Raw genomic sequence first — 21,974 nt, forward strand, 5'->3', positions numbered from 1 at the left:
CAAGCTATGTTTCACACATGGGATTTAAACCGGGGGAGATCCTATAAAGTGTGAAGCTCATTCAAAAATAGACAAAATAAGTTATTAAGTAAGTCCCGCTTTTTTTTATGAATCTTCAGTGTCCACCATTGTATGCAGATTGATTAAAAAAACGAATTATTTTATAAACAAACAGTTCCATTACTTTTTCAAACCCCTAAAACGTCATTTTTTTGTTTTCGAATGTAGGGGTAGATAACTGATTTATTTCAAGGTTCGGAAATATCCATTTATCAAATCTTCCTTCCATAGTTATGTAAATTAACATAATTTTACTATCCATCTTCGATTGACTTTGAAAAATTCAGCAACCAAATAACCTCAAAAGGTCATTTCCGATGCCTCTACATTTTAAGTATCTTTTAACTTTACAATTCAGTTTAATATTTTTTGCTCCGGCTAAATCCCAGTCTTCCCATGACACGATACCCGAGGAAAAAGTTGCAGTAGAAAAATTAAAATACAAGCAGCAACCTGGATTAGCCCTAGCTGCCTCCAAAATTTTCTTTTCTGACCGAAGATATTCTATTTCTGGCTTTGGAGAAGCTTCTTTTGTCAATTATCGGGGTCCTAAAAATACGGAATCAGGGGACCTGGAACTATACTACACCAACCTTTATAGGTTTGCTACTTTTTTTGGTTATCGGATCACAGACAAGATCATCTGGAACTCGGAATTGCAGATTGAATACCTTCATGACGGAAACAATGAAAGTAAAACCGAATTCTTGTTTGAGGCATTTGTCGATTTTTTGGTTCATGATTCTTTCAAAGCACGGGTCGGATATTTTCCTTTACCGATCGGTTATGTCAACAACAATGACGAACCCATCATGTTTTATTCCGTGAATAGATCCGAGGTGGAAAGATTGATAACACCGACCACCTGGATCGAATTTGGCGCCATGTTTTATGGGACAATCACTGAAGACCTTAGCTATGCGCTTGGAGTATCCCAGGGATTGAATGCGGCAGAATACTTGAGTGGCAGCTGGATCCGTCAGGGCAGGGTCATTACCTGGGGATTGCCCAAAACCCTTTCCTTTACCCCACAACTCAATTACTCCGGAATCGATAACCTTAACCTGAGTATTTCAGGTTTCTTTGGAAATTCTGGTCAGGAACAAACCATCATCGGCAATGAAGGCCCACAGGAAGTCAAGGCTCCTGTGCGGATAGGAACAGGTTATGCCAAATATGAAAAAGGCAATTGGAGGTTTGTGACAGTGGGCACTTATGGTGCACTCCATGAAACACAGGAAATTGCGGCCCTGACTGGTACTGAACAAGGAATTCGGCAAATTATGGGTGACAGGACTATGGGCTATCTTTTTGAGTTGGGACATGACCTGCTTTCTTATTTCAAGAAAAGAAAAACTGCTTCAGAAGGATTTCTACATAATACAGGTGAATTTAAATTACCGGTTTTTGTAAGGTATGAAAGACTGAATACCCACCTGAGGCTTGATGATCGGCTTATACCTCCTACCTGTCCTACTTGCCTTCCATTCCCTTTTGCCTTGGTGCAAAACAACTTGAGGATTTGGACTTTGGGTCTCAACTTCAATACCAAGGAAAATATCGTATTGAAAACCAATTATCAATTCAGAAAAAACCTCAATGAAGGCATTTTTGCTCTTGAGGAGGGAAATAGATTGGAATTTGGCTTTGGGTTTATTTTTTAGTTTGATTTAAAACCAAATAAAGCACCCTTACGGAATGAATGTCACTTATGCTGATAATCGTTTTTACATAAGAAAAATCAAACCTTTCCCACACAAATTATACAAAAATTACTTTTGGGTAAAAATATCAGTCGGTTGCGGTTGATTTTATGGCGACAACCAATACATTTTCCAAAATCTCTGGATCCCAAATTTGAAAGCCAATTTTTAAGCCCCGTGATCTTTTATTCGATTTTTACATTTGTGCTCATTGATTGATTTTTTGTTGATATGGTCCATTCGGCTTTTTCTACCTATCGCAGAATCAAAGCCTTGAGGTTTACTCATTGATTTTAAATCAGTCCATTCTTCTTCTAAAGATGCAATTTTGTCTACCATGATCTTTCTTAAATGCGCTTGCTCTTTCTGATCCATTAGGCGCTTTTTTTTGCAAAATCAACTAAAATATAAACTTCAAATTTTTGGAATTTTATACCTTTTCAATCGTTTTCAGGTATTAAAAATTTCAATTTTTCAATTAAATCCAGCATTTATTAAACTATTATTCTGATTTATTTATAATTTTTAATAATTTTGGAAGCTGAATGAGGGGTTCCTTTCAATGATAATACTTAAGCCTTCCGTCTCCCCTAACGCGCTATAACTGCTTCCACTTTCGGAAAGAAAATACAATATCAACACATTTATCATTCAAATACAGTACTATGACGCAGATGATTTACCGGCTGTTCAAACCTACTCAGGCCAATATAAAGGATGAGGTTTTATCGGGTCTTACCGTAGCGCTGGCCTTGGTGCCTGAAGCGGTTGCTTTTTCTTTGATCGCAGGGGTAAGTCCTTTGGTTGGTCTGTACACTGCTTTTATCATTGGTCTGATCACCTCCATTTTAGGAGGAAGGCCGGGTATGATTTCAGGTGCTACGGGTGCGATTGCCGTGGTAATTGTGGCTTTGGTAGTCTCTCATGGTGTAGAATATCTTTTTGCCGCAGTGGTCCTAATGGGATTGATCCAAATATTGGTTGGAGTTCTGAAATTGGGCAAATTGATCCGGCTGGTACCGCATCCGGTGATGTTCGGCTTTGTCAATGGCTTGGCTATTGTCATTGCCATGGCACAATTTGACCAGTTTAAATTTACCACAGCAGCCGGTGGTGTAGCATGGATGACAGGAAGTCCCCTCTACATCATGATTGGATTTGTTGTGCTGACGATGGTGATCATCAAATTCTTGCCAAAAATCACCACTGCAGTACCTTCCGCTTTGGTAGCTATTCTGACTATTTCCCTAATCGTTATTTTTGGAGGTATTGATACAAGGACCGTCGGTGATTTGGCTTCCATCAGTGGTGGATTGCCGGAATTCCACCTTCCCATGGTTCCAATGAATTGGGAAACTTTTATGATCATCCTTCCCTATTCGGCCATTATGGCCGGAGTAGGTTTGATAGAAAGCCTGTTGACTTTGACCTTGATCGACGAAATCACTGAAACCCGAGGCCATGGAAACAAAGAGTGCGTTGCTCAGGGAGTGGCCAATCTGACCACAGGTTTTTTTGGCGGTATGGGTGGTTGTGCGATGATCGGGCAGTCTTTGATCAACGTAAATGCAGGAGGTCGAAACAGGCTTTCAGGTATAGTCGCTGCTGTGGGCTTGCTGATGTTCATCCTTTTCTTATCGAGTTACATAGAAATGGTACCTATGGCCGCCTTGGTAGGGCTGATGTTTATGGTGGCCATTGGCACATTCGAGTGGGCTTCATTGAAAGTGTTCAGAAAAGTCCCTTTCCATGATGTATTGGTGATGGTGACCGTAACCTTGGTGACAGTATTCCTCCACAATCTTGCCTTAGCAGTGTTGATTGGGGTGATCATTTCCGCATTGGTATTTGCCTGGCAAAATGCCAAAATGATCCGGGCAAGGAAATTTATGGATGAAAATGGGGTAAAGCATTATGAAATCTTCGGCCCTTTGTTCTTTGCATCAGCCATGACTTTCGGGCAGAAATTTGATCCCATCCATGACCCTGAGGAAATCGTGATTGATTTTGCAGAAAGTAGAATTGTAGATCATTCGGGTATTGACGCCGTCCACAAAGTGACAGAGAGGTATCACAAGTTAGGAAAAACGGTCTATATCAAACACCTGAACAGCAGCAGTAGGGTCCTCCTGGAAAAAGCAGAAAAAATCATCAATATCAACTATACGGATGATGATCCTGCATTTAAGATTATTTTGGAAGAAGATAAAGTGATAGGATGATTATTGGAAAGATTACATAGAACCAAAAGTGTCTGTGTGGTCTAATCATGGTTTTGAAAGAAACATTCAAGATGTTTTGTAACAAAGAGGGGGGTAACTTTTGATGAGATTGCAAAGCAGAAGGCATTTTCCAAGCAGGAAATTCCCGGATCAAAGAAAAATAATAAACTTTTTGTTCATCTCTTGCTCAGAACCGGGTTGCTGTTGACAAATTCGGGAAAGATAATTAATGTCAATCACTCTTATGATGATCCTGCCTTCTGTAATAAATCTTCAATTTATGACAAGTAGTTATGCTTTTTTGTATTTGTACCTGTGCAAATATTTTTACATTTAATCCGGATTTTTGGGTTGATATTTTTAAATATATTCAGTCGATTCAATTTTTGCTTGTAATGTTCGGGTAAGGATGCGGTTGCTGGATTATATTTGGAATCTAAAAAACCTTCGGGGTCAAAAAAAGACCCCAAAGGTTAAACCATATTACTATGGAAATATTCATCATCTCCCTTACCGCATTCCTGGTCGCCATCCTGACTTTCTTTTCGGGATTTGGCTTGGGGACGATATTGACGCCGGTTTTTATGATTTTCTTTCCGGTAGACTTGGCCATAGCCCTGACCGGGGTGGTGCATTTCTTCAATAATATTTTCAAGCTTTTTCTGGTCGGAAGGAATGGGGACAAGCAGGTTTTGATCCGATTTGGGATTCCGGCTGTGATTGCTGCATTTGCGGGTTCTTGGGTCTTGCTGAATATCACTGATTTAGAGCCACTCTTCAGTTATGAAATGTTTGGAAGAAGCTTTGAAGTAGAGCCTGTGAAATTTATCATTTCGATCTTGCTTATCATTTTTGCATCGATGGATTTGATTCCCTATTTCCAAAACCTAACCTTCGGCAAAGAAAAACTCCCGATAGGTGGCGCCTTGAGCGGATTTTTTGGAGGGCTTTCCGGGAATCAAGGCGCTTTGCGTTCCGCATTTCTGATCAAGGCCGGATTGTCCAAAGAGGCTTTTATAGGAACAGCTGTGGTGGTGTCGACCTTTGTGGATTTTACCAGATTGAGTGTCTACGCGACCCGCTTTGCCCAAACGGACCTCATTGACAATATCCAACTTGTTACGATTGCCACCCTTTCTGCAATAGCAGGGGCTTATTTGGGCAATAAGCTATTGAAAAAAGTGACCTTGAAATTTTTACAGGTCACTGTTGCCATCATGCTGATTGTGATTTCGGTGGCTTTGGGGGCGGGGTGGATTTGATTTTTTTTCGAAGTATATTTAAAAAGAAACAAATACTGAGAAGATGAATCCTGAGGCTCCTTTTCATACAAACTTACAACCCCTTTTTCAATACTTTGAGACATTTCAAAACCTATCTTCGGATTCCAAGGATAGGATGGCATCAATTTGTTCAACTGTCCAAATCCCCAAAAACAAAGACCTGCAATCAATTGGGCACACCTGCCGGACGATTTACTTTGTCAGAAAAGGATTATGCCGGGTATATTACTACAAAAAAGGGGTAGACATCACGGAGTCATTTGCTTTGGAAAATTCGTTGATCGCCAGGGTGGAAAGTCTTTTTACAGGTAAACCAAGCAAAAAAGGGATACAAACCCTCGAAGATTCGGAATTTATCGGAATCGCTTCCCCTGCACTTTTTGATCTGTATGATCAATTTCCGGAGATTGAGCGGCTTTTCAGAAAAATCTTTGAAGCGGCCTATGTGGAAACTGTCCATAGAATAGAAAACATCCAGTTTCATACCGCCGAGGAAAGGTACAATGACCTGATTAAAAATTCGCCTGACCTTTTACAGCGCGTTCCACTCAAACATATCGCTTCCTATTTGGGCATTACTCAGGTTAGTCTCAGTAGAATTAGGGCCAAGTATTGACGCCCGGCCTTTGGGGTTTCCACAAATCCCGAAGGTCTTTTATTCTCATCAGGGGGTAGGAATTTTAAACGCATAACCAACTAAAAACCTTCGAGCTCTCAAAAAAGACCTCAAAAGTTAAGGTCGCCAGTCCTTTTTAACATATGTAAAAGGATTCCCTTTCTCAAATGCTGAATTTTGTGTTCAGATTTATTATTGATGGAAATAATAGAATTAGGATTAAAAGAAAACTGGAAGCAATTTACCCTTTTGGTGATCATAAATGCCTTCGTGGGGGGCATGGTCGGATTGGAAAGGAGTATTCTGCCTCAGATTGCAGAGGTGGAATTTGCCATTGCTGCCAAGACTGCTATTCTTTCATTTATCATTGTTTTTGGGATTGTCAAAGCCATTACGAATTATTTTGCAGGTGCATTTGCCAATAAATTGGGTCGGAAAAATCTGCTGGTCATCGGTTGGCTATTTGGTCTTCCTGTGCCTTTTGTATTGATGTTTGCACCATCTTGGGACTGGATAGTAGCTGCCAATGTGTTATTGGGAATCAATCAGGGTTTGGCCTGGAGCAGTACGGTGGTGATGAAAATTGACCTGGTTGGCGAAAAGCAACGGGGTTTTGCCATGGGGCTGAATGAATTTGCCGGATATCTGGCGGTGGCAGGAGTGGCTTTTCTGACTGGATATATTGCAGCAGAATATGGCTTGAGGCCTTACCCATTTATTCTTGGAATCGGACTTGAGGTTTTGGGTTTGTTGGGCAGTATTTTCTTGATCAAAGATACCAGAAAGCATGTTGCTGCTGAAAATAGTTTTTCGGATACACCCATACTCAAAAACATCTTCTGGGAAACCACCTGGAAACATCCCAATCTAGGTGCTGTCACTCAGGCAGGATTGGTCAACAATCTGAATGACGGTATGGCTTAGGGCTTATTCCCTATTTTGTTGGCCAGCAAAGGGTTTACCTTAGAGGCCATCGGTGTCGTGACGGCTGTATACCCGGCGGTATGGGGATTTGGACAGCTCTTTACCGGAAAAATGGCTGATCTGTATTCCAAAAAAATGCTGTTGTTCATGGGAATGGCATTGCAAGGCATTGCATTGTTATGGTTCCCATGGGCAGAATCCCTTATCCATTACATTGTGCTTTCAGCTATTTTGGGATTGGGAACAGCCATGGTTTATCCCACATTTTTGGCAACTGTGGCAGAAAACACACATCCTAAAGACAGGGCAAATTCAGTAGGAGTTTTCAGACTTTGGAGGGATATGGGGTATGCCATTGGCGCCATTCTTACTGGATTGATAGCTGATGCATTGGGCATTGAGGCATCCATTTCGACCATCGCCATCCTGACCATTGTATCAGCAGCGGTTATCCTTTTGAGGATGAAAAAAGGATGAGCAATGGGTGTTTTGGAAATTGCTTCAACTTTATTTTACCCAGCTTTGGAAGGATTAAACTTCCATGTTTAAGTCAAGGAAAAAACCTATTCCAGCCTTCATCCCAAACCCTTTCTATTGTTTCCTCGATCTCCTGAATTTGTACTTCCATTTGGCTCTGGAATGCCTCGGAATGGCTCTAAATGATTGCAGAATCACCAATAGCAACATCACCAAAGTAACTGGAAAAACCGTATCAAATCCCAGTCCAGCATCCAAGATCACCCCAAACAAAGCCGGGCCGACCGCGGAACTCAAAACCATGATAGAGGTAAACAGGCTTCGAACAGTCCCAATGTATTTCTTGCCGAAAAATTCAACCTGAAGTGCAGCCACAGTAGCGCTTCCAAACCCGACCGATAATCCCATCAACACCATATACAAATACATCCCCCAAGATTGAGGGACCAACCAAATAACCAAAAGCGCCATAAAATAGGGTATTAGATAGAAGGGAAAAAAGGTCTTCGCACTATATTTGTCTATCATTGGGCCAGAGGTAAGGATACTGAGTGAACTTGCTAAAGCATAGGCTGTCAATCCACCTGCAATCACCCCTTCATTCCAACCTTTAAACTCCACAATCGGAAACTGATAAAAAAACAAACCCGTAATGGCGAAAGGAATGAAAAAAATATTGGGAGCAAGCAACCAAAAAGCTTTTGATTTCAGGATATCCCTTTGCCTCATCTTATCCAAACCTCCACCACCGTCCCCTGCCTCTGGCTTTGTACTTTTTTCCATCACCAGATGTTTAGGCTGAAGGACAAAAATGGTAAATAAGGTAACAATCACGGAAACCAGTGCTGCATTGAGCCATAGTGATTCCCTCCAACCAATTTTCCCGATCACAATCAAAATCAAGGCTGGCAGGATGGCCTGCCCTAAGGGGTGACCCAAACTGGCCAAACTGATGGCCTTCCCCCTGTTTGCCTCAAAATAGCGAGACATGGAAGTGATGGAAATGTGCGAAAAAAGCCCCTGACCCGCTAACCTCAACCCAAAAAAAGCAATAGGTACATACCACCATGCCTGGGAAAAACTGAAAAAAAGCAAGGAAATTACAAATAGTGCTGTGGTAGCAAGGGTAAATTGCTTCAATGGTACAGTATCAATCAATTTCCCCAATTTTGGCAAAACAGCCGCACTGACAATGGTAGCCACGCCGTAGAAGGTAGAAATCAACCCATTGGAAAGGGTAAATTCCTCCATCAGAAAAGGCACATACAAGGCCAATAAAAAGGTCTGCCCAAAACTGGACAAAGCAGTCATCATGATCCCAAATAGCACCATGATTCGGTTTTGCCGCAAAAACTGGATGTAATTCAAAACGTGTGTAGAAAATTTTTGGTTAGGCTACAAGAAAAGAATCGATCACAAAGTTACAACATAAATAGGCCATCTATATTGGCATAACACGATTAATCCCAACATCTTGGATATAACTGCGCATTCTTTTGCCAATTGGAATAATGCACCTAAATTGGAAGCATCGAAAATCGCTCATGCTGTGAAAAAATACTTTACCCTATTTCTGCTTCTTTCTCTCTACCATCCCTTTATTGTCTTTGGCCAATTTGCCTTAGATGACCCATTGCCAATAGATGACCGGGTCAAAATTGGACAGTTGGCCAATGGTCTTGTCTACTACCTGCAGCATAACCCCAAGCCTGAAAATAAACTGGAACTCAGGTTGGTCATCAATGCGGGCTCTGTTTTGGAAGATGAAGACCAGTTAGGGCTGGCCCATTTTACTGAACACATGGCCTTCAATGGCTCCACCCATTTCGAAAAAAACGAACTCATTTCCTATCTACAATCCATTGGTGTAAAATTTGGCAGTGACCTGAATGCCTACACGAGCTTCGATGAAACAGTCTATAAACTGCCCATCCCAATTGAGAACCCTGAAAAAATTGAAACCGGTTTTCTGGTGTTAAGAGATTGGGCAGCTGGGGTTTCCATGCTGGCAGAAGACATAGATGCCGAAAGGGACATCATTGTGGAGGAGTGGCGCACCGGGCAGGGAACCGACCAACGCATGCGCGATGAGTACCTCCCCCAGCTGTTTTATCAAAGCCAATATGCAGAAAGATTGCCAATTGGAGACATGGATTTGATCCGAAACTTCGATCATGAAAGTCTGCGCCGTTTTTACCGGGAATGGTATAGACCCGACAACATGGCAATTGTTGCCATTGGAAATGTTTCGGTGGAGGATTTGGAAGATATGGTTGTTCAGAATTTTGCTGAACTTGAAAATCCGGAACAGCCTAGAGAAAGAAAGGAATTCCCCTTTCCAACGCACCAAAAAACACTTGTCAGTATAGTTACTGACCTAGAGTCACCGGGTATTCAGGTGCAGGTATATTACAAACATAAACCCATTAAGGATCATTCGGTCAAAAGTTACAGGGACCGGCTGATCCGGACCATGTATGGGGGTATGCTCACCCAGCGACTGGATGACCTTAGGCAAAAACCCGATGCTCCATTTATATATGCAGGGGCCCGATATGGAAATTTTGTCAGAACCTTGGATTATTACACCACTTTCGGGGCTGTATCCACTCAAAATACCATGGATGCCTTAAGGTCTTTGTTGGTAGAAAATGAAAGGGTGCTGCAACATGGGTTTTCATCTAGCGAACTGGAACGGGTGCAACGCGCTCTGCTCAACAGCGCAGAGAGGGGCTTCAAAGAAATGGAAAAAACAGAATCCCAATCTTTGGTCAGCAGGTATGTTTCCCATTTTCTCAACGGTACTTTTGCCGGAGGAGAAAAATACCGCCATTTGCTCTATGAGCAACTTATACCAGATATTCAACTTGAGGAAATCAACCAACTTGGAAAAGAATTGGTAACTGAGGAAAATCGAGTGGTCATCATCACTGCTCCCGAAAGTGAAAAACCATTTTTGCCAAGTGAAAATGAAATTTTGGCCTTAATGGACCAGGTGAAAGAAATTAGCTTGGAACCTTTTACCGATAAATTGCTGGATGATGTGCTGATGCACCATTGGCCTGCTGCCGGCAAGGTACAAGAAAGCAGGTTTCATGATGAAATCGAGGTCACTTCCATAACTTTCGAGAACGGCCTAACCATCCACCTGAAACCAACTGATTTTAAAAATGATGAGATTGTCTTCTCTGGAAGCGCCAAAGGAGGTGCATCCATCTATCCAGATGAGGACCATTTCTCGGCAAGTTATGCAGGAGTAATGGTCAATGTGATGGGAACTGGAAATTATTCCCCTTCTGATATCCGGAAAATCCTGGTGGGCAAAAACGTTTTTGTCACTCCAAACATAGGGCTTTACGAGCAAAACATTTCCGGAAGTACTTCACCTGAAAACTTAGAGATGGCCCTTCAACTGATCCACCTCTACTTCACTGCTCCACGCAAGGATGAGGAGCTGTTTGAAGTTTACCTGAGCAATTCTAAAAGCCAGATGGAAAGTGCCCTGAGCAATCCGGATTACCAATTTTCCATGGCCTTAAATCAAATCATCAGCCAAGATCATGTGAGAGGAAAAGGTATTTATGACCCCAAAAAGTTAGAATTGATAGACATAGACAGAGGCCTTGAAATATACCGGGAACGATTCAGCAATGCAGCAGATTTTGTATTCAATTTTACGGGCAACATAGATCTGGAATCGGCCATACCCTTATTTGAAAGGTATCTGGGGAGTTTACCGGGCGATCCAACTCAGAAGGCAGCATTCAAGGACCTAGGAATCAGACCCCCTGTTGGTTTGACAGAAAACATTTTGGTGGGCACGGACGAAAAAAGTCAAGTCATCCTTCTTTTTACCGGAGATGAAGATTATGATATAAATAAAGTGCAACCCATTTCATTTTTGGGAGAAATTCTCACCATCAAATTGATAGAAAGCTTACGGGAAGAAATTGGAGGGGTATATGGCGTAGGTGCTTCAGGAGGCCTCTCAACTGTACCGAGTCACAGGTTCAGCTTTTCGGTATCTTTTCCATGCAGTCCAGAAAATGTGGATAAACTCATCGCAGCGGCATGGGCTGAAATCCATAAAATCCAAGAAAATGGGCCTACAGAAGCTGACCTTGCAAAGGTTCGGGAATCGAAAAGGATTGCATTAGAAGAAAACCTGAAAAGAAACCAATTTTGGAACGCACAACTTTCCGCAGCTGTCAGCAATGAAAGGCCACTGGAAACCCTGCTAAGCGCTAGGGAAAGAATCGATGCGGTCACAACAGAAAGCATTCAAGAAGCAGCGAAGAACCTATTGATCCCTGAAAACCTCTTGGAAATCAGGCGGTTTCCTGCACATTGGGAACTCAGCGAAGAATAGCCGGAAATTCAACAGCTTCCGAAACCTTAGCGCATCTAATACCGCCTGAAATAAGCAGGATCAACTGATGTATTTAAAATCGTAATCCGGTTGAAAATCAATCAAAAACCCTTTGATGAGGGCAATTACCTGATTGATATCCTCTTTACTTGCAGTCTCCACCGTGGTGTGCATGTACTTCAACGGCAAAGAAATCAAGGCAGAAGGAACTCCTTCATTGGAATAGGCGAAGGCATCCGTATCGGTTCCCGTGGTCCTGGAAGCTGCAGACCGCTGAAATGCAATATCTCTCTTCTTGGCAGATTCAATGATCAGATCCAGTAGTTTTTTGTGCACAGAGGCACCATAGGTTAACACAGGTCCTTTACCGGCAATTTGTTCGCCACTATTGATCTTGTTGTACATCGGGGCAGTGGTATCATGACAGACGTCTGTGATGATGGCCAGGTTCGGTTTAATTTTGGCAGCGATCATTTCCGCGCCGCGCAAGCCGATTTCCTCTTGGACCGCATTGACGATGTAGAGGCAAAAAGGCAATTCCACTTTTTCTTCTTTCAGCTGCCTGGCCACTTCTGCAATCATGTACCCTCCTATTCGGTTATCCAAAGCCCTTCCCGAGTAAAATTTTCCGTTCAGATCCAAGAGTTCATCCTGAAAAGTCACTACGCAACCCACATGGATACCCATCTCTTCCACTTCTTCTTTGGTTCTGGCCCCTACATCAATAAAGATGTTCTCCAGTTTTGGTGCTTCTTCTTTGGCTTTATCACGCACATGAATGGCCGGCCAACCAAATACCCCTTGGACAATTTTTTTATCGGTATGGATATTCACCCGCATGGAGGGTGCAATCATGTGATCGGATCCTCCATTCCTACAAACATAAATGTACCCTTCTGGTGTGATGTAATTCACAAACCAGCTGATTTCATCCGCGTGGGCTTCGATGACCACTTTGTAAGGGGCGTCGGGATTGATGACGCCTACTGCAGTTCCATAATTATCTGTAAAATAGTTGTCTACAAAAGGTTTGATGTAATCCAGCCAAATCTGTTGCCCAGACGCTTCAAATCCGGTTGGAGATGCATTGTTTAGATACTGGTAAAGGAATTTTGTTTCTTGGTTCATAGAGTAGATTCAATTTTGAAGATGTTGGAAAATGTCAATGGTGTAAGAAAAAGACCCGGTTTGTTTAGCACAAATCAACTCAAATATACCAACTTAAATTTCTTCAATGATGTTTTAGGTACTTGCATGCAAAAGGTTTTTGGAAGAGCAGGTCTAAAATAACGATCTCAGTTTCACTTTTTCAACCAACAATACAGGACTACATACTTAAAACAAATATCACACTTGAAGGATTTTTGGCCATTGGAGCGGTTGGTTCATAGATGTTTTCTACCTTGAGTCCCGAAGTGGTAAACTCGGATATCCAATCTTCAAACGTTCTAAAATACCAAGGATGCCCATTTCTGAACTCTCCCTTTAATCCTATCCAGGCATCCTCCATCCATTGGCTTTGGTAGGGCAATTCCAACAATTGCATGGTGAAAGGATGGATGGTTTGGATCAATATTTTTCCTTTGGGTTTTATCAACTTGGCAGCAGCCATCAGAAGTTCTTTAAGTCCTTCTTTTTCGTATAGACAAAAATTAAAAACTGCCCCGTCCTTTGGACTTTTAGCAAGATTTCCAAGTAGTTCCGATTCCAATTTTGAATGAAACCATTCGGTCAATTCTTGAAAAGTAAGGCGTGCAAATGACCCTTTGTTGCCTTTCTTTTTGGCTGTTTCTATTAGTTTTGCCGTAGCGTCAACTCCGTAAGCATCATAACCTGACTCCATCAAAGCCCTGCATAACCATCCTTCACCACAACCTAGATCTAGCACTGAAGCTGAAAGATGCGATTGTATGGCAACTAAAATGGCCTGATTGGTGATTTTCCTGGAAAGTATATCGGATTTTTCCAAAGCCTGTATCCAAGCTTCAGCATTTTCTTCCCAAGAATTTAAAATTTGAAATGCAATGTTCATTTTATGATTCTTAAGTTGATAAAGTAAGCATAAATTTCTAATTGGGTTGTAAATTTCGGGTAGTACCGCGATGGATTTACATGGAAGCTAAAATATTTTCTTTTCCAAAATTTACTGACCTTGAATTTTAATAAATCCTGCTGGATGCCTAGGCATAATTGCACTTTTCTTTAGATACATCATAATCATTATTTTGACTGGAAGCTTAATATCAAATTATTAAATCCGTATATAATCGGTATTAACTCCGTATGTAATCCGTTTGAACTATACACTATATGTGCTAAATCTATTTTCAAACCAACCAAAAGATTGAAATCTCTTTCAACCCACTAACTTGAATAAATTCAAGGCAATACACAAAAAGGTTTCTACCTGTTCCATTTTAAGATTTAAAATTTTTAAACTGCTAGCATCAAAATAAATTGAAAGTTTCAATGATGAATTCAATATGAATTCGCAATCTTTTTCAAATATTTTAGATAATACTCTCTGTTTTTGATATTTTTATGGACCAAATTTTAATATCGTTTAGGAGTGCCACTTTTTTTCAAATCAACTAATAAAAAGTACTTAACAAATAAGCTTAATATGAAAAAATCTATGATCTTGGCCATCATCATCTTGGCAGCTTCCTGTTCTCCATCTACCAAAATTACCCGATCCTGGACCAGTCCTGACAAGGATCAAGGCGGTTATTCCAACGTTTACGTTGCAGCAATCATTGGAGATGTCGGAAAAAGACAGGCTGTCGAAGACGATGTGCAACAAAAGTTAAGAACTAAGGGGGTCGCTTCACAAACCAGCAATGCCACCATTCGTCCTAATTTTTGGATGAGTACCGATTTGGACAAAAATGAAATGATGCGGGTCATTGGCAGCAATGGACACGATGGCATTTTGACCATGACTTTGGTGGATGTACAGGATGAACAGCGTTACATTCCAGGAGCAATGATGGGTGGTCCGATGATGATGGGCGGACCTATGATGGGACCGGGTTGGGGCATGGGCGCTAATTTTGGAGGATTTTGGGGCATGAACCATGGCATGATGATGACTCCGGGCCATATGGTCAATGACCGCAGGTATTTTATTGAAATTAACATGTATGATGTGGGTTCAGAATTATTGGTCTGGTCTGCCCAGTCCAAAACCCTAAATCCAAGGTCTCTAGAAAAATTTTCTGCGGAATTTGCCAAGGTGGTCATTGATAGAATGGCGGAGGAAGGGGTGATCCAAAGGAATTAAGCAAAAGATACTTACCAAATTTAAATGGATTCAATTCCCATGGTCAGTGACCATGGGAATTTTTTTTGACCTTTTTGCAAATCTTTCTTGACTAGCGGGTATATTTATCGTAATATTGCAATATAGTATTTCACTCAGCCGAAATTGGGCTAGCTTACTTGGTAGATTAATGAAATTAGCTCATTTCAAACAAATGATGTAAACCCATGGGAGTAACCAAATCAGATCTCTTCACAGAAAAGCAAAATGAACTGGCCAAAGCCGCAAAAGTGTTTGCCCACCCTGCAAGGATTGCCATTCTTGAATATTTGATCCAATCCACTACCTGCATCAACGGGGACTTGGTTCAGGAGTTGGGTTTGGCTCAGGCCACCATTTCACAGCACCTCCGTGAGCTTAAGGAAATCGGGTTGATCAAAGGCAGCATTGAGGGGGTTTCAGTCTGCTATTGCATTGATCCTACCAAATGGGTGGAAGTTCAGCAACAGTTTTCATCCCTCTTCGCCGGCTTTCCAAAAATCGCCGGTAAAGATTGTTGTTGAAAATGCTGAAACCCTTGAGGTTTCAAAAAACCTCGACGGTTTTAAGCAGGAGGGAATCTAATTGAAACCTTCCCGAAGACCTAAAAGGTTAGCAAAACCATAAAAACATGGCGTCTCGACGCCTACACTAGAAAAAACATGAAAACATCAGCATTTACCCAAATCTTACAGGACAACTCAGAAAAAGCCCTTTTCTTTGAGTATCAAACCGGTCAGTTTGTCCGGACAGATTACCACATCACCGAAATCAAAAACGTCAGCTATGACACGGTGGATTGTGGTGGCATCAGAAATCAATGGACGGAAGTCCATGTGCAATTATGGGAAAATGAAATTCCTGAGCCAGATCATCAGGTCGATTCAAAAAAAGCGTTAAAGATTTTTGAAGTGGTTAACAAAGTGAGGGCTACTTATCCTGATACTGAGATCAAATTTGAGTACGGCAATAGCTCATTTCCAACAGCTGTATTGCCGATACATGACATCAAAGACACAGGAAATGCCTTGATTGTCCAGCTGACCCCAGACCAAACGACCTGCAAGGCGAAAGACAGGGCCACTACTCCTGAAGAAAAAGCCGCAGCCTGTTGCGGACCTGCCTCCAAAGCTAAAGTCAGGGTTTCTTTGGCAAACCTAGCCACAGCCAATGCCTGTGAACCTGGATCAGGTTGCTGCTAAATCAAATTTATGCGCATTTCTGACCTGTTATTTTCCTTTTGCATTCTATTCCAATTATTTCATTCCTTTTATGGTTACATTTTATCCTGAAGTCTTATCCGGTATTGATAAGGCCCTTACGCTAGAAATCCCTGATGAAAGAAAGCATGTTCTTCAGGAATTGATAAAATACATTCAGCAGAAACTGAACAAAAAAGAGCCTGTGAACCTGAATTTTATCTGCACCCACAACAGCAGGAGAAGCCAGTTTTCACAGATTTGGGGAAAAGTGGCTGCTACATATCATGACATTCCGATCAGTTCTTTTTCAGGCGGTGTCGAAGTAACGGCCTTTAATGAGCGGGCTGTTGCTTCTATCAGGCGTTCCGGTTTTAGGGTCAATCAGGAAGGAACGGAAAACCCTACTTATTCGATATATTTTGCCGAAGACTTAGAACCCATCATTGCTTTTTCCAAAGTTTTTGATGACCCTATCAATGCCTCTCCCAAATTTGCAGCAGTCATGACCTGCTCCCATGCGGATGAAAATTGTCCTTTTATCCCCGGAACAGAAGCCAGAATTCCTGTTCGGTATGAAGATCCAAAAGCTTTTGACGGTACAGCAGAAGAAGCGGCCCGCTACGATGAAAGAAGCCTTCAGATTGCTTCGGAGATGTTTTATGTATTCTCTCAGATATCAAAGTGATTTAATTGAAAACTTCTATATGAAATACAGTTGAAATATGGCTGTGTTGAAATACTGAGTGGAACAAATAGAAATATGCCTTCGGCCTAATTTGCTAAGTGAAATATACTCCGTGAAATAAATAGAAATAAGGTTTAGTTACCTTTTTTATTTCAACCTTATTTCCATTGTTTTTCTACCATATTTCCATCTTATTTCAAATAGCCTAAATCCCCTTAACCAGAAAATATGTCAAAAAGTAAAAAACAAATGGCCTTTTTTGAAAGGTACCTCAGTGTGTGGGTTGCCCTGTGTATTGCAGGAGGGGTGCTGATCGGTCACCTTGCAGGAGACAAGATGTCATTTCTTTCAGACCTGGAAATCTACAATGTCAACATCCCCATCGCGATATTGATCTGGTTGATGATCTATCCCATGATGTTGCAGATTGATTTCTCCAGCATCAAAGGGATAGGAAAGGCTCCTAAAGGGTTGATTTTGACTTTGGTGATCAATTGGCTGATCAAACCATTCACCATGGCTTTCTTTGCTTGGATTTTCTTTGACAAACTGTATTCCGCATATATTGATCCGGATTTGGCAGGTGAATACATTGCTGGTGCGATACTCTTGGGCGTGGCGCCATGCACTGCCATGGTCTTTGTGTGGTCTTACCTGACGGATGGGGACCCGAACTATACATTGGTGCAGGTTTCGGTAAATGACCTGATCATTCTGGTGGCTTTTGTCCCTTTGGTTGGCCTGTTGCTGGGGATTACAGATGTAGTTATCCCCTATGAAACCCTAGTTTCTTCTGTGCTGATATTTGTGGTCATTCCATTGGTTGCCGGGGTGATCACCAATAAATACCTGGTCCATAAAAAGGGAGAGGAATGGTTTAAAAATGAATTTTTACCCAAATTCAAGCCAGTCAGCATCATGGCCCTATTATTGACTTTGATTTTGCTGTTTGCTTTTCAGGGGCCCAATATCCTTAACAATCCGCTGATCATTTTGCTGATTGCCATTCCCCTGATCATTCAGACCTATTTTATTTTCTTTATTGCCTGGTTTGGTGGAAGAAAGCTTAAACTTTCCCATGCCGTTTGCGCTCCTGCCGCCATGATAGGAGCCAGCAATTTTTTTGAATTGGCCGTAGCGGTAGCCATTGCTTTGTTTGGCCTCGAAAGTCCCGCAGCCTTGGTTACCGTGGTGGGCGTATTGGTAGAAGTCCCGGTTATGCTGAGCTTGGTGGCACTGGCCAATAAGTGGAGGTATTAAATATCTTCAATAGTTGGGTCACCTTACCCTGCTTACTTTTAATTTTCACCTCTTCCCGTTCCGGTCTTTGGAGGCTGGTTCAGTTTTCAATTACCCTTCCCTTACGCTGATCTTTTTCAGAAAAAAAGAATTTTAAAACCAAACAGATAATCCAAAGGAAAAGCGGTTTTCATAGAAAGTATATCCATAAAGGGCATCTTGGGAGTTGGATTCGCTGAAGAAACTTGGTTCTGGATGGGTTATATCCATTGTGATATCAGTTTGTCCTCCAAGCTTTGCATACAACAGGGAAGGTGAAAATTCAGCACCCACAGAAAATTTACGGTGAAAAAAGTAGTTAAACCCAAAAATACCCCCTACTCCTACTGAATATCCGCTGGGAATTTCAGAGTAAATATCACCTTTAAACAAGATTTCATCAGCAGTTGATCCTGTTCGAATGGTTTGATTGTCTAAAGTAAAAACACCGTGAAGTGTCAGTGGCAACTCAAAACCAAAGTATAGGTCTAAATTCCGATGATTTAAAAGCCAAGTGATCCCGGGTGCAAGGGTTATTTTATTTTGACGGCCATGAACATTAGTCACATTTCGATATTGATCTGATTGGTTATCATGGTACTCAAGAATATTGATTTTTGTGGAATTGACCCTCAACCGCAAATAGGCATCCTCCATCCTATATTGGAATAGCAAACCCAAAGCAAAGGAATTGTCTCTGACATTGTGGTTATCAAAGGATTCATTGTCAATGTCAAACCAGCCCACCTGCGTATCTCTGATGGGATTGCTTGCCTGAAAGGTCAGTCCAAATTTTGGCCCAGCTGTGGTCCCTCCATAGCAGGGATTTTGGCCGAGGGTAGCGTAACTTTGCGCATTCGCTGATAGGGCAAGGAGGATTAGCATTAATCCTGAAAAGATATATTTCATTTTTTGGGTTTTGGGTGATTAAAAATTGAGCGATCAAGGTTTGTTTTAAAAAGATTTAGCAACAATAAAAAACAAATTCTGAAATACAAACTAATATTTCAGAAATAAAAAAACTATTTTAGTTTTAGGTCTTATGAATTAGTAATAGCGCTTAGATTATATGAAAACATAAATAAAAGATGTTGTTATTAGGGATAGTAGGTGCTTTAAAAGTCTATTAGGGTCACACTTTTTATGTTTGTGTTGAGTTCCCTTTAAAAAGAAAAAACCGAAGCATTTCTCTCCGGTTTTAAATTTACAGTTTTTCATAGGTCCAAACTTTTTTGTCGAAATCATATCTTGTTCGTTCATCGGGAAACTCCACATAAGCTTTGTTGAGGTAGAACCTATCCAGATTTCCAAAATACATTAAGTCCTCCCATAAATAGGCCCCTTTCTCCCGAATTTCATCTACAGCCAGCATAGGAGTATTGGCAATTTCTTCAAAGTCCAGCAATTGAAGCTCTTTACCCAATTTGTATTTGCCCAGTACCCCTCTTTTATGGTTATGGACATTTCGGGCAGGACGGATAAGAAAAAAATAATGGATACTGTCAACTGCATCAATGTGATAATTGACAAACTCAAATTGGTTGATCTGAGAAACATACAGTTTTCGATAGGCTAGATCATGTTTGTTTTTGGGATCAACACCTCTAGGTACTTTATAAATATAGGTGACGATATTGGTCATGATGGTGTCTTGCTCCGCTTTACTGAAGTATTGATCCACATCATATTTATCTCTTTTTTCACAAGAGGCAAATACAAAGACTGCCATAACAACAAAAAGGAAATTTCTCATAATACTGTATTAAGAAAAAGACAAGCCAGTGAAAACTGACTTGCCTTTCATTAAGCTAATTATCTTTAAATTAATCTCTGTAAACTGTGTTTCTGCTGAAATTAGCCCATCCTTCGGTCCAGTCTTCGCCTGTGCCAAATGCACCGGCAAAAGGAACCTGCTCAAAGGAACCAAACCAATCACTTTTTGTACTGGATTGTACAAAAGGCACATTGTCCCATGCAGCACCGTCAGCTAGCATGCTACCTGATTCGATGGTAAAGGTAGGAACACCCAAATCAAAAACTGATTCATCTATTCCCAATTCATCCCAAGCAGCCACCATTTGGTTTCCGTAAGCTGGAGTCTTGAACCAATCCAGAGCTGAGAAAGAAGCTAATGTCCAACGAATGGCATGTCCTCTAGGTTCTGCACCAGGGTGGTTTCCTCTTGGATTTCCACTTCCATCCAGGAAAGGAAGACCATCAGCAGATGGATCGGGATAACTGGCTGAATTCAATGCACTCTGATGATCAAATGCTCTGCTAGGATCATAGGCTTTACCGAATCCGTTTCCGCCCCATCCTCTTACACCTGCAAGAAATACGTTTCTAAGTTGCAGTTCATCAGTTTCAGCAAAACCAGCTGTGCTGTTTCCATCAATAAATATACCCATAGGATAGCCAGTGATGACAGAGTTATAAATTCTCAACTTGCTGCTTCTTCTCAATTGCGCTCCATGCTGGAATTCAGCTGAAATGGAAGTTTCCCTCACCTTCTTAGGTCCTATGATCGTGATATTGGAGAATACTGCTGAAGTGAAAGGCTCTCTCAATTCACCGCTTCCGTTGTTATCCACTTCAAACCCATTGGAACCAGACTGATCAGCATCTTTGGCATCTCTGATACCGATTCCAAATTGAATGTTACCGCTATGACCTAAATCCACGTCAAAATCATCATCAAGTCCTCTGTAGGCAATCAGATAACGACCGTCAACATTTCCCCCGAACCATTCGAACTGATCATCCAAACCAAAAGAGGCTTGTACATATTCTATTTGAGTGCCTCTTCCTACACTACCCATAGTAAGGGTATTTACTTCCTCATTAGGATTGATAGGAATACCTGCCCACTCAATTCTCACGTATTTCATGATTCCGGAATCATCATCTTCATTCGTTCCACCATGCCAGGCAGCGTAACCCCCTTCAAGCTGAACATTTGGTCCTTCGTTGTTTCTGGCGCGACCACAAAGTACGACACCACCCCAATCACCAGGAGTTCTTTCTCCAGGAGCTCTGGTAGAGGTAAATACAATGGGATTGTTTACTTCACCTTCAGCAATCAACTTACCACCTCTTTGAATTACCAAAGTACCTTTAGTGGCTTGGTCTCCGAAAATCACAGTTCCAGGCTCAATGGTTAAAACACCTTCAGTTCTTCCATCATCTGTCTGTGGAGTTTGACCTGCTGCAGGGATTGGACCTACCCTTACAAAACTGATCAGATAATAATCTTTATCAGCTGTCAGGGTGACATCCCTATCCTCCAAATAAGTACCTTCCAAACCAGTCACGGCCACGCCGGCAATATGTTCGTCATATCCAGGCAACATAGTGGTACCACCAACCTGTACCCTTAATTTGGCAGGTTGATCAGATACTGTTACCCTAAAAGGCTCAGAAGTAACAGCCCTATCCAATTGATCAGTTGCCACAAAGGTGAAGTTTACAATAGATCCTGAAGATAGGTTTTCAATGGTGTAAGACAAATCATAGCTAGCAGAGGTTCCACTAATGGCTTGATCTGGGAAAGCACTATCTGGTGCACCATTTTTCAATATTCTCAGTGATTTTGCACCCGCAGGAGCACTTACATTGACCCTAGTGGAAACAGTGGCTCCGGGTATCCCAGACGCAGAACTAGGTTCCAAAGAAACCGTAGGGGCGGGACCCGATGGTTGAATATCATCGTCATCACCACAAGAAGTGACCATGATGAATGTGGTGGCCAAGGCCATCAGCGTGAACAATCTAAAACGCTTGCTTAGAAAGCCCATAACATTGTTTGTCTTCATTTTTTTGATAATTAGTAATTAATTTGTTAAAAATTTTTAAGG

Annotated in this window: 17 protein-coding genes and 1 pseudogene; 11 read left to right on the forward strand and 7 right to left on the reverse strand. The window is 41.5% G+C overall.

Annotation, left to right across the window (positions count from 1 at the left end; translation table 11 throughout):
• Positions 1-377 precede the first annotated feature (377 nt).
• Positions 378-1,724, forward strand: a complete 1,347-nt coding sequence (locus tag H1A14_RS12840; RefSeq protein WP_194776671.1) for a porin — start codon at positions 378-380, stop codon at positions 1,722-1,724.
• Positions 1,725-1,931: 207 nt separating this feature from the next.
• Here the strand turns inward: H1A14_RS12840 and H1A14_RS12845 are convergent, their stop codons facing one another.
• A complete protein-coding gene (locus H1A14_RS12845; protein ID WP_194776672.1) occupies positions 1,932-2,138 on the reverse strand; it encodes a hypothetical protein in 207 nt (68 codons plus the stop codon).
• 290 nt (positions 2,139-2,428) lie between these two features.
• Here H1A14_RS12845 and H1A14_RS12850 point away from each other — a divergent pair, with 290 nt between their 5' ends.
• The 4 genes and pseudogenes from H1A14_RS12850 to H1A14_RS12865 all read left to right on the forward strand — a co-directional run bounded on the left by H1A14_RS12850 (position 2,429) and on the right by H1A14_RS12865 (position 7,285).
• Positions 2,429-3,985 (forward strand): SulP family inorganic anion transporter, encoded by a 1,557-nt coding sequence (locus H1A14_RS12850; protein WP_194776673.1) that lies wholly within the window; start codon positions 2,429-2,431, stop codon positions 3,983-3,985.
• Between the two features lie 488 nt (positions 3,986-4,473).
• The gene (locus H1A14_RS12855; protein ID WP_194776674.1) at positions 4,474-5,247 is read left to right on the forward strand and encodes a sulfite exporter TauE/SafE family protein; all 774 of its coding nucleotides are present in this window, start codon (positions 4,474-4,476) and stop codon (positions 5,245-5,247) included.
• 136 nt (positions 5,248-5,383) lie between these two features.
• Positions 5,384-5,884 (forward strand): Crp/Fnr family transcriptional regulator, encoded by a 501-nt coding sequence (locus H1A14_RS12860; protein ID WP_228527765.1) that lies wholly within the window; start codon positions 5,384-5,386, stop codon positions 5,882-5,884.
• Positions 5,885-6,082: 198 nt separating this feature from the next.
• Positions 6,083-7,285 (forward strand): annotated as a pseudogene (locus H1A14_RS12865) (MFS transporter).
• A gap of 114 nt (positions 7,286-7,399) precedes the next feature.
• Here H1A14_RS12865 and H1A14_RS12870 read toward each other — a convergent pair.
• Positions 7,400-8,653: an MFS transporter gene (locus H1A14_RS12870; RefSeq protein ID WP_228527766.1), complete on the reverse strand. Its 1,254-nt coding sequence runs from the start codon at positions 8,651-8,653 to the stop codon at positions 7,400-7,402.
• Positions 8,654-8,759: 106 nt separating this feature from the next.
• Between H1A14_RS12870 and H1A14_RS12875 the strand changes: the two genes are divergently transcribed.
• Positions 8,760-11,654 (forward strand): M16 family metallopeptidase, encoded by a 2,895-nt coding sequence (locus H1A14_RS12875; RefSeq protein WP_228527767.1) that lies wholly within the window; start codon positions 8,760-8,762, stop codon positions 11,652-11,654.
• Between the two features lie 60 nt (positions 11,655-11,714).
• Here the strand turns inward: H1A14_RS12875 and H1A14_RS12880 are convergent, their stop codons facing one another.
• Together H1A14_RS12880 and H1A14_RS12885 are read right to left on the reverse strand one after the other, a co-directional pair.
• Complete coding sequence (locus H1A14_RS12880) at positions 11,715-12,782, reverse strand: M42 family metallopeptidase (RefSeq protein ID WP_194776676.1); 1,068 nt, start codon at positions 12,780-12,782, stop codon at positions 11,715-11,717.
• Between the two features lie 199 nt (positions 12,783-12,981).
• Positions 12,982-13,686 (reverse strand): class I SAM-dependent methyltransferase, encoded by a 705-nt coding sequence (locus tag H1A14_RS12885; RefSeq protein ID WP_194776677.1) that lies wholly within the window; start codon positions 13,684-13,686, stop codon positions 12,982-12,984.
• A 591-nt stretch (positions 13,687-14,277) separates the two neighbouring features.
• Here H1A14_RS12885 and H1A14_RS12890 point away from each other — a divergent pair.
• From H1A14_RS12890 to arsB, 5 genes are all read left to right on the forward strand, one after another.
• Positions 14,278-14,937 carry a hypothetical protein gene (locus tag H1A14_RS12890; RefSeq protein ID WP_194776678.1) on the forward strand — a complete coding sequence of 220 codons (660 nt, stop codon included), beginning with the start codon at positions 14,278-14,280 and terminating at the stop codon, positions 14,935-14,937.
• Between the two features lie 206 nt (positions 14,938-15,143).
• Positions 15,144-15,479 (forward strand): ArsR/SmtB family transcription factor, encoded by a 336-nt coding sequence (locus tag H1A14_RS12895; RefSeq protein ID WP_194776679.1) that lies wholly within the window; start codon positions 15,144-15,146, stop codon positions 15,477-15,479.
• Positions 15,480-15,617: 138 nt separating this feature from the next.
• Complete coding sequence (locus H1A14_RS12900) at positions 15,618-16,157, forward strand: DUF6428 family protein (RefSeq protein WP_194776680.1); 540 nt, start codon at positions 15,618-15,620, stop codon at positions 16,155-16,157.
• A 70-nt stretch (positions 16,158-16,227) separates the two neighbouring features.
• Positions 16,228-16,842 carry a low molecular weight phosphatase family protein gene (locus H1A14_RS12905; RefSeq protein WP_194776803.1) on the forward strand — a complete coding sequence of 205 codons (615 nt, stop codon included), beginning with the start codon at positions 16,228-16,230 and terminating at the stop codon, positions 16,840-16,842.
• 228 nt (positions 16,843-17,070) lie between these two features.
• The gene (arsB, locus tag H1A14_RS12910) at positions 17,071-18,102 is read left to right on the forward strand and encodes an ACR3 family arsenite efflux transporter (protein ID WP_194776681.1); all 1,032 of its coding nucleotides are present in this window, start codon (positions 17,071-17,073) and stop codon (positions 18,100-18,102) included.
• 132 nt (positions 18,103-18,234) lie between these two features.
• Here the strand turns inward: arsB and H1A14_RS12915 are convergent, their stop codons facing one another.
• From H1A14_RS12915 to H1A14_RS12925, 3 genes are all read right to left on the reverse strand, one after another.
• On the reverse strand, positions 18,235-19,029 hold the full coding sequence (locus tag H1A14_RS12915; RefSeq protein WP_194776682.1) for a hypothetical protein: 795 nt from the start codon (positions 19,027-19,029) through the stop codon (positions 18,235-18,237).
• 295 nt (positions 19,030-19,324) lie between these two features.
• On the reverse strand, positions 19,325-19,873 hold the full coding sequence (locus H1A14_RS12920; RefSeq protein WP_194776683.1) for a hypothetical protein: 549 nt from the start codon (positions 19,871-19,873) through the stop codon (positions 19,325-19,327).
• Between the two features lie 70 nt (positions 19,874-19,943).
• The gene (locus H1A14_RS12925) at positions 19,944-21,932 is read right to left on the reverse strand and encodes an Ig-like domain repeat protein (protein ID WP_194776684.1); all 1,989 of its coding nucleotides are present in this window, start codon (positions 21,930-21,932) and stop codon (positions 19,944-19,946) included.
• Between the last annotated feature and the right edge of the window lie 42 nt (positions 21,933-21,974).

The sequence above is a fragment of the Pararhodonellum marinum genome, assembly GCF_015354735.1.
In the GTDB taxonomy this organism is placed as follows: Bacteria; Bacteroidota; Bacteroidia; order Cytophagales; family Cyclobacteriaceae; genus Pararhodonellum; species Pararhodonellum marinum.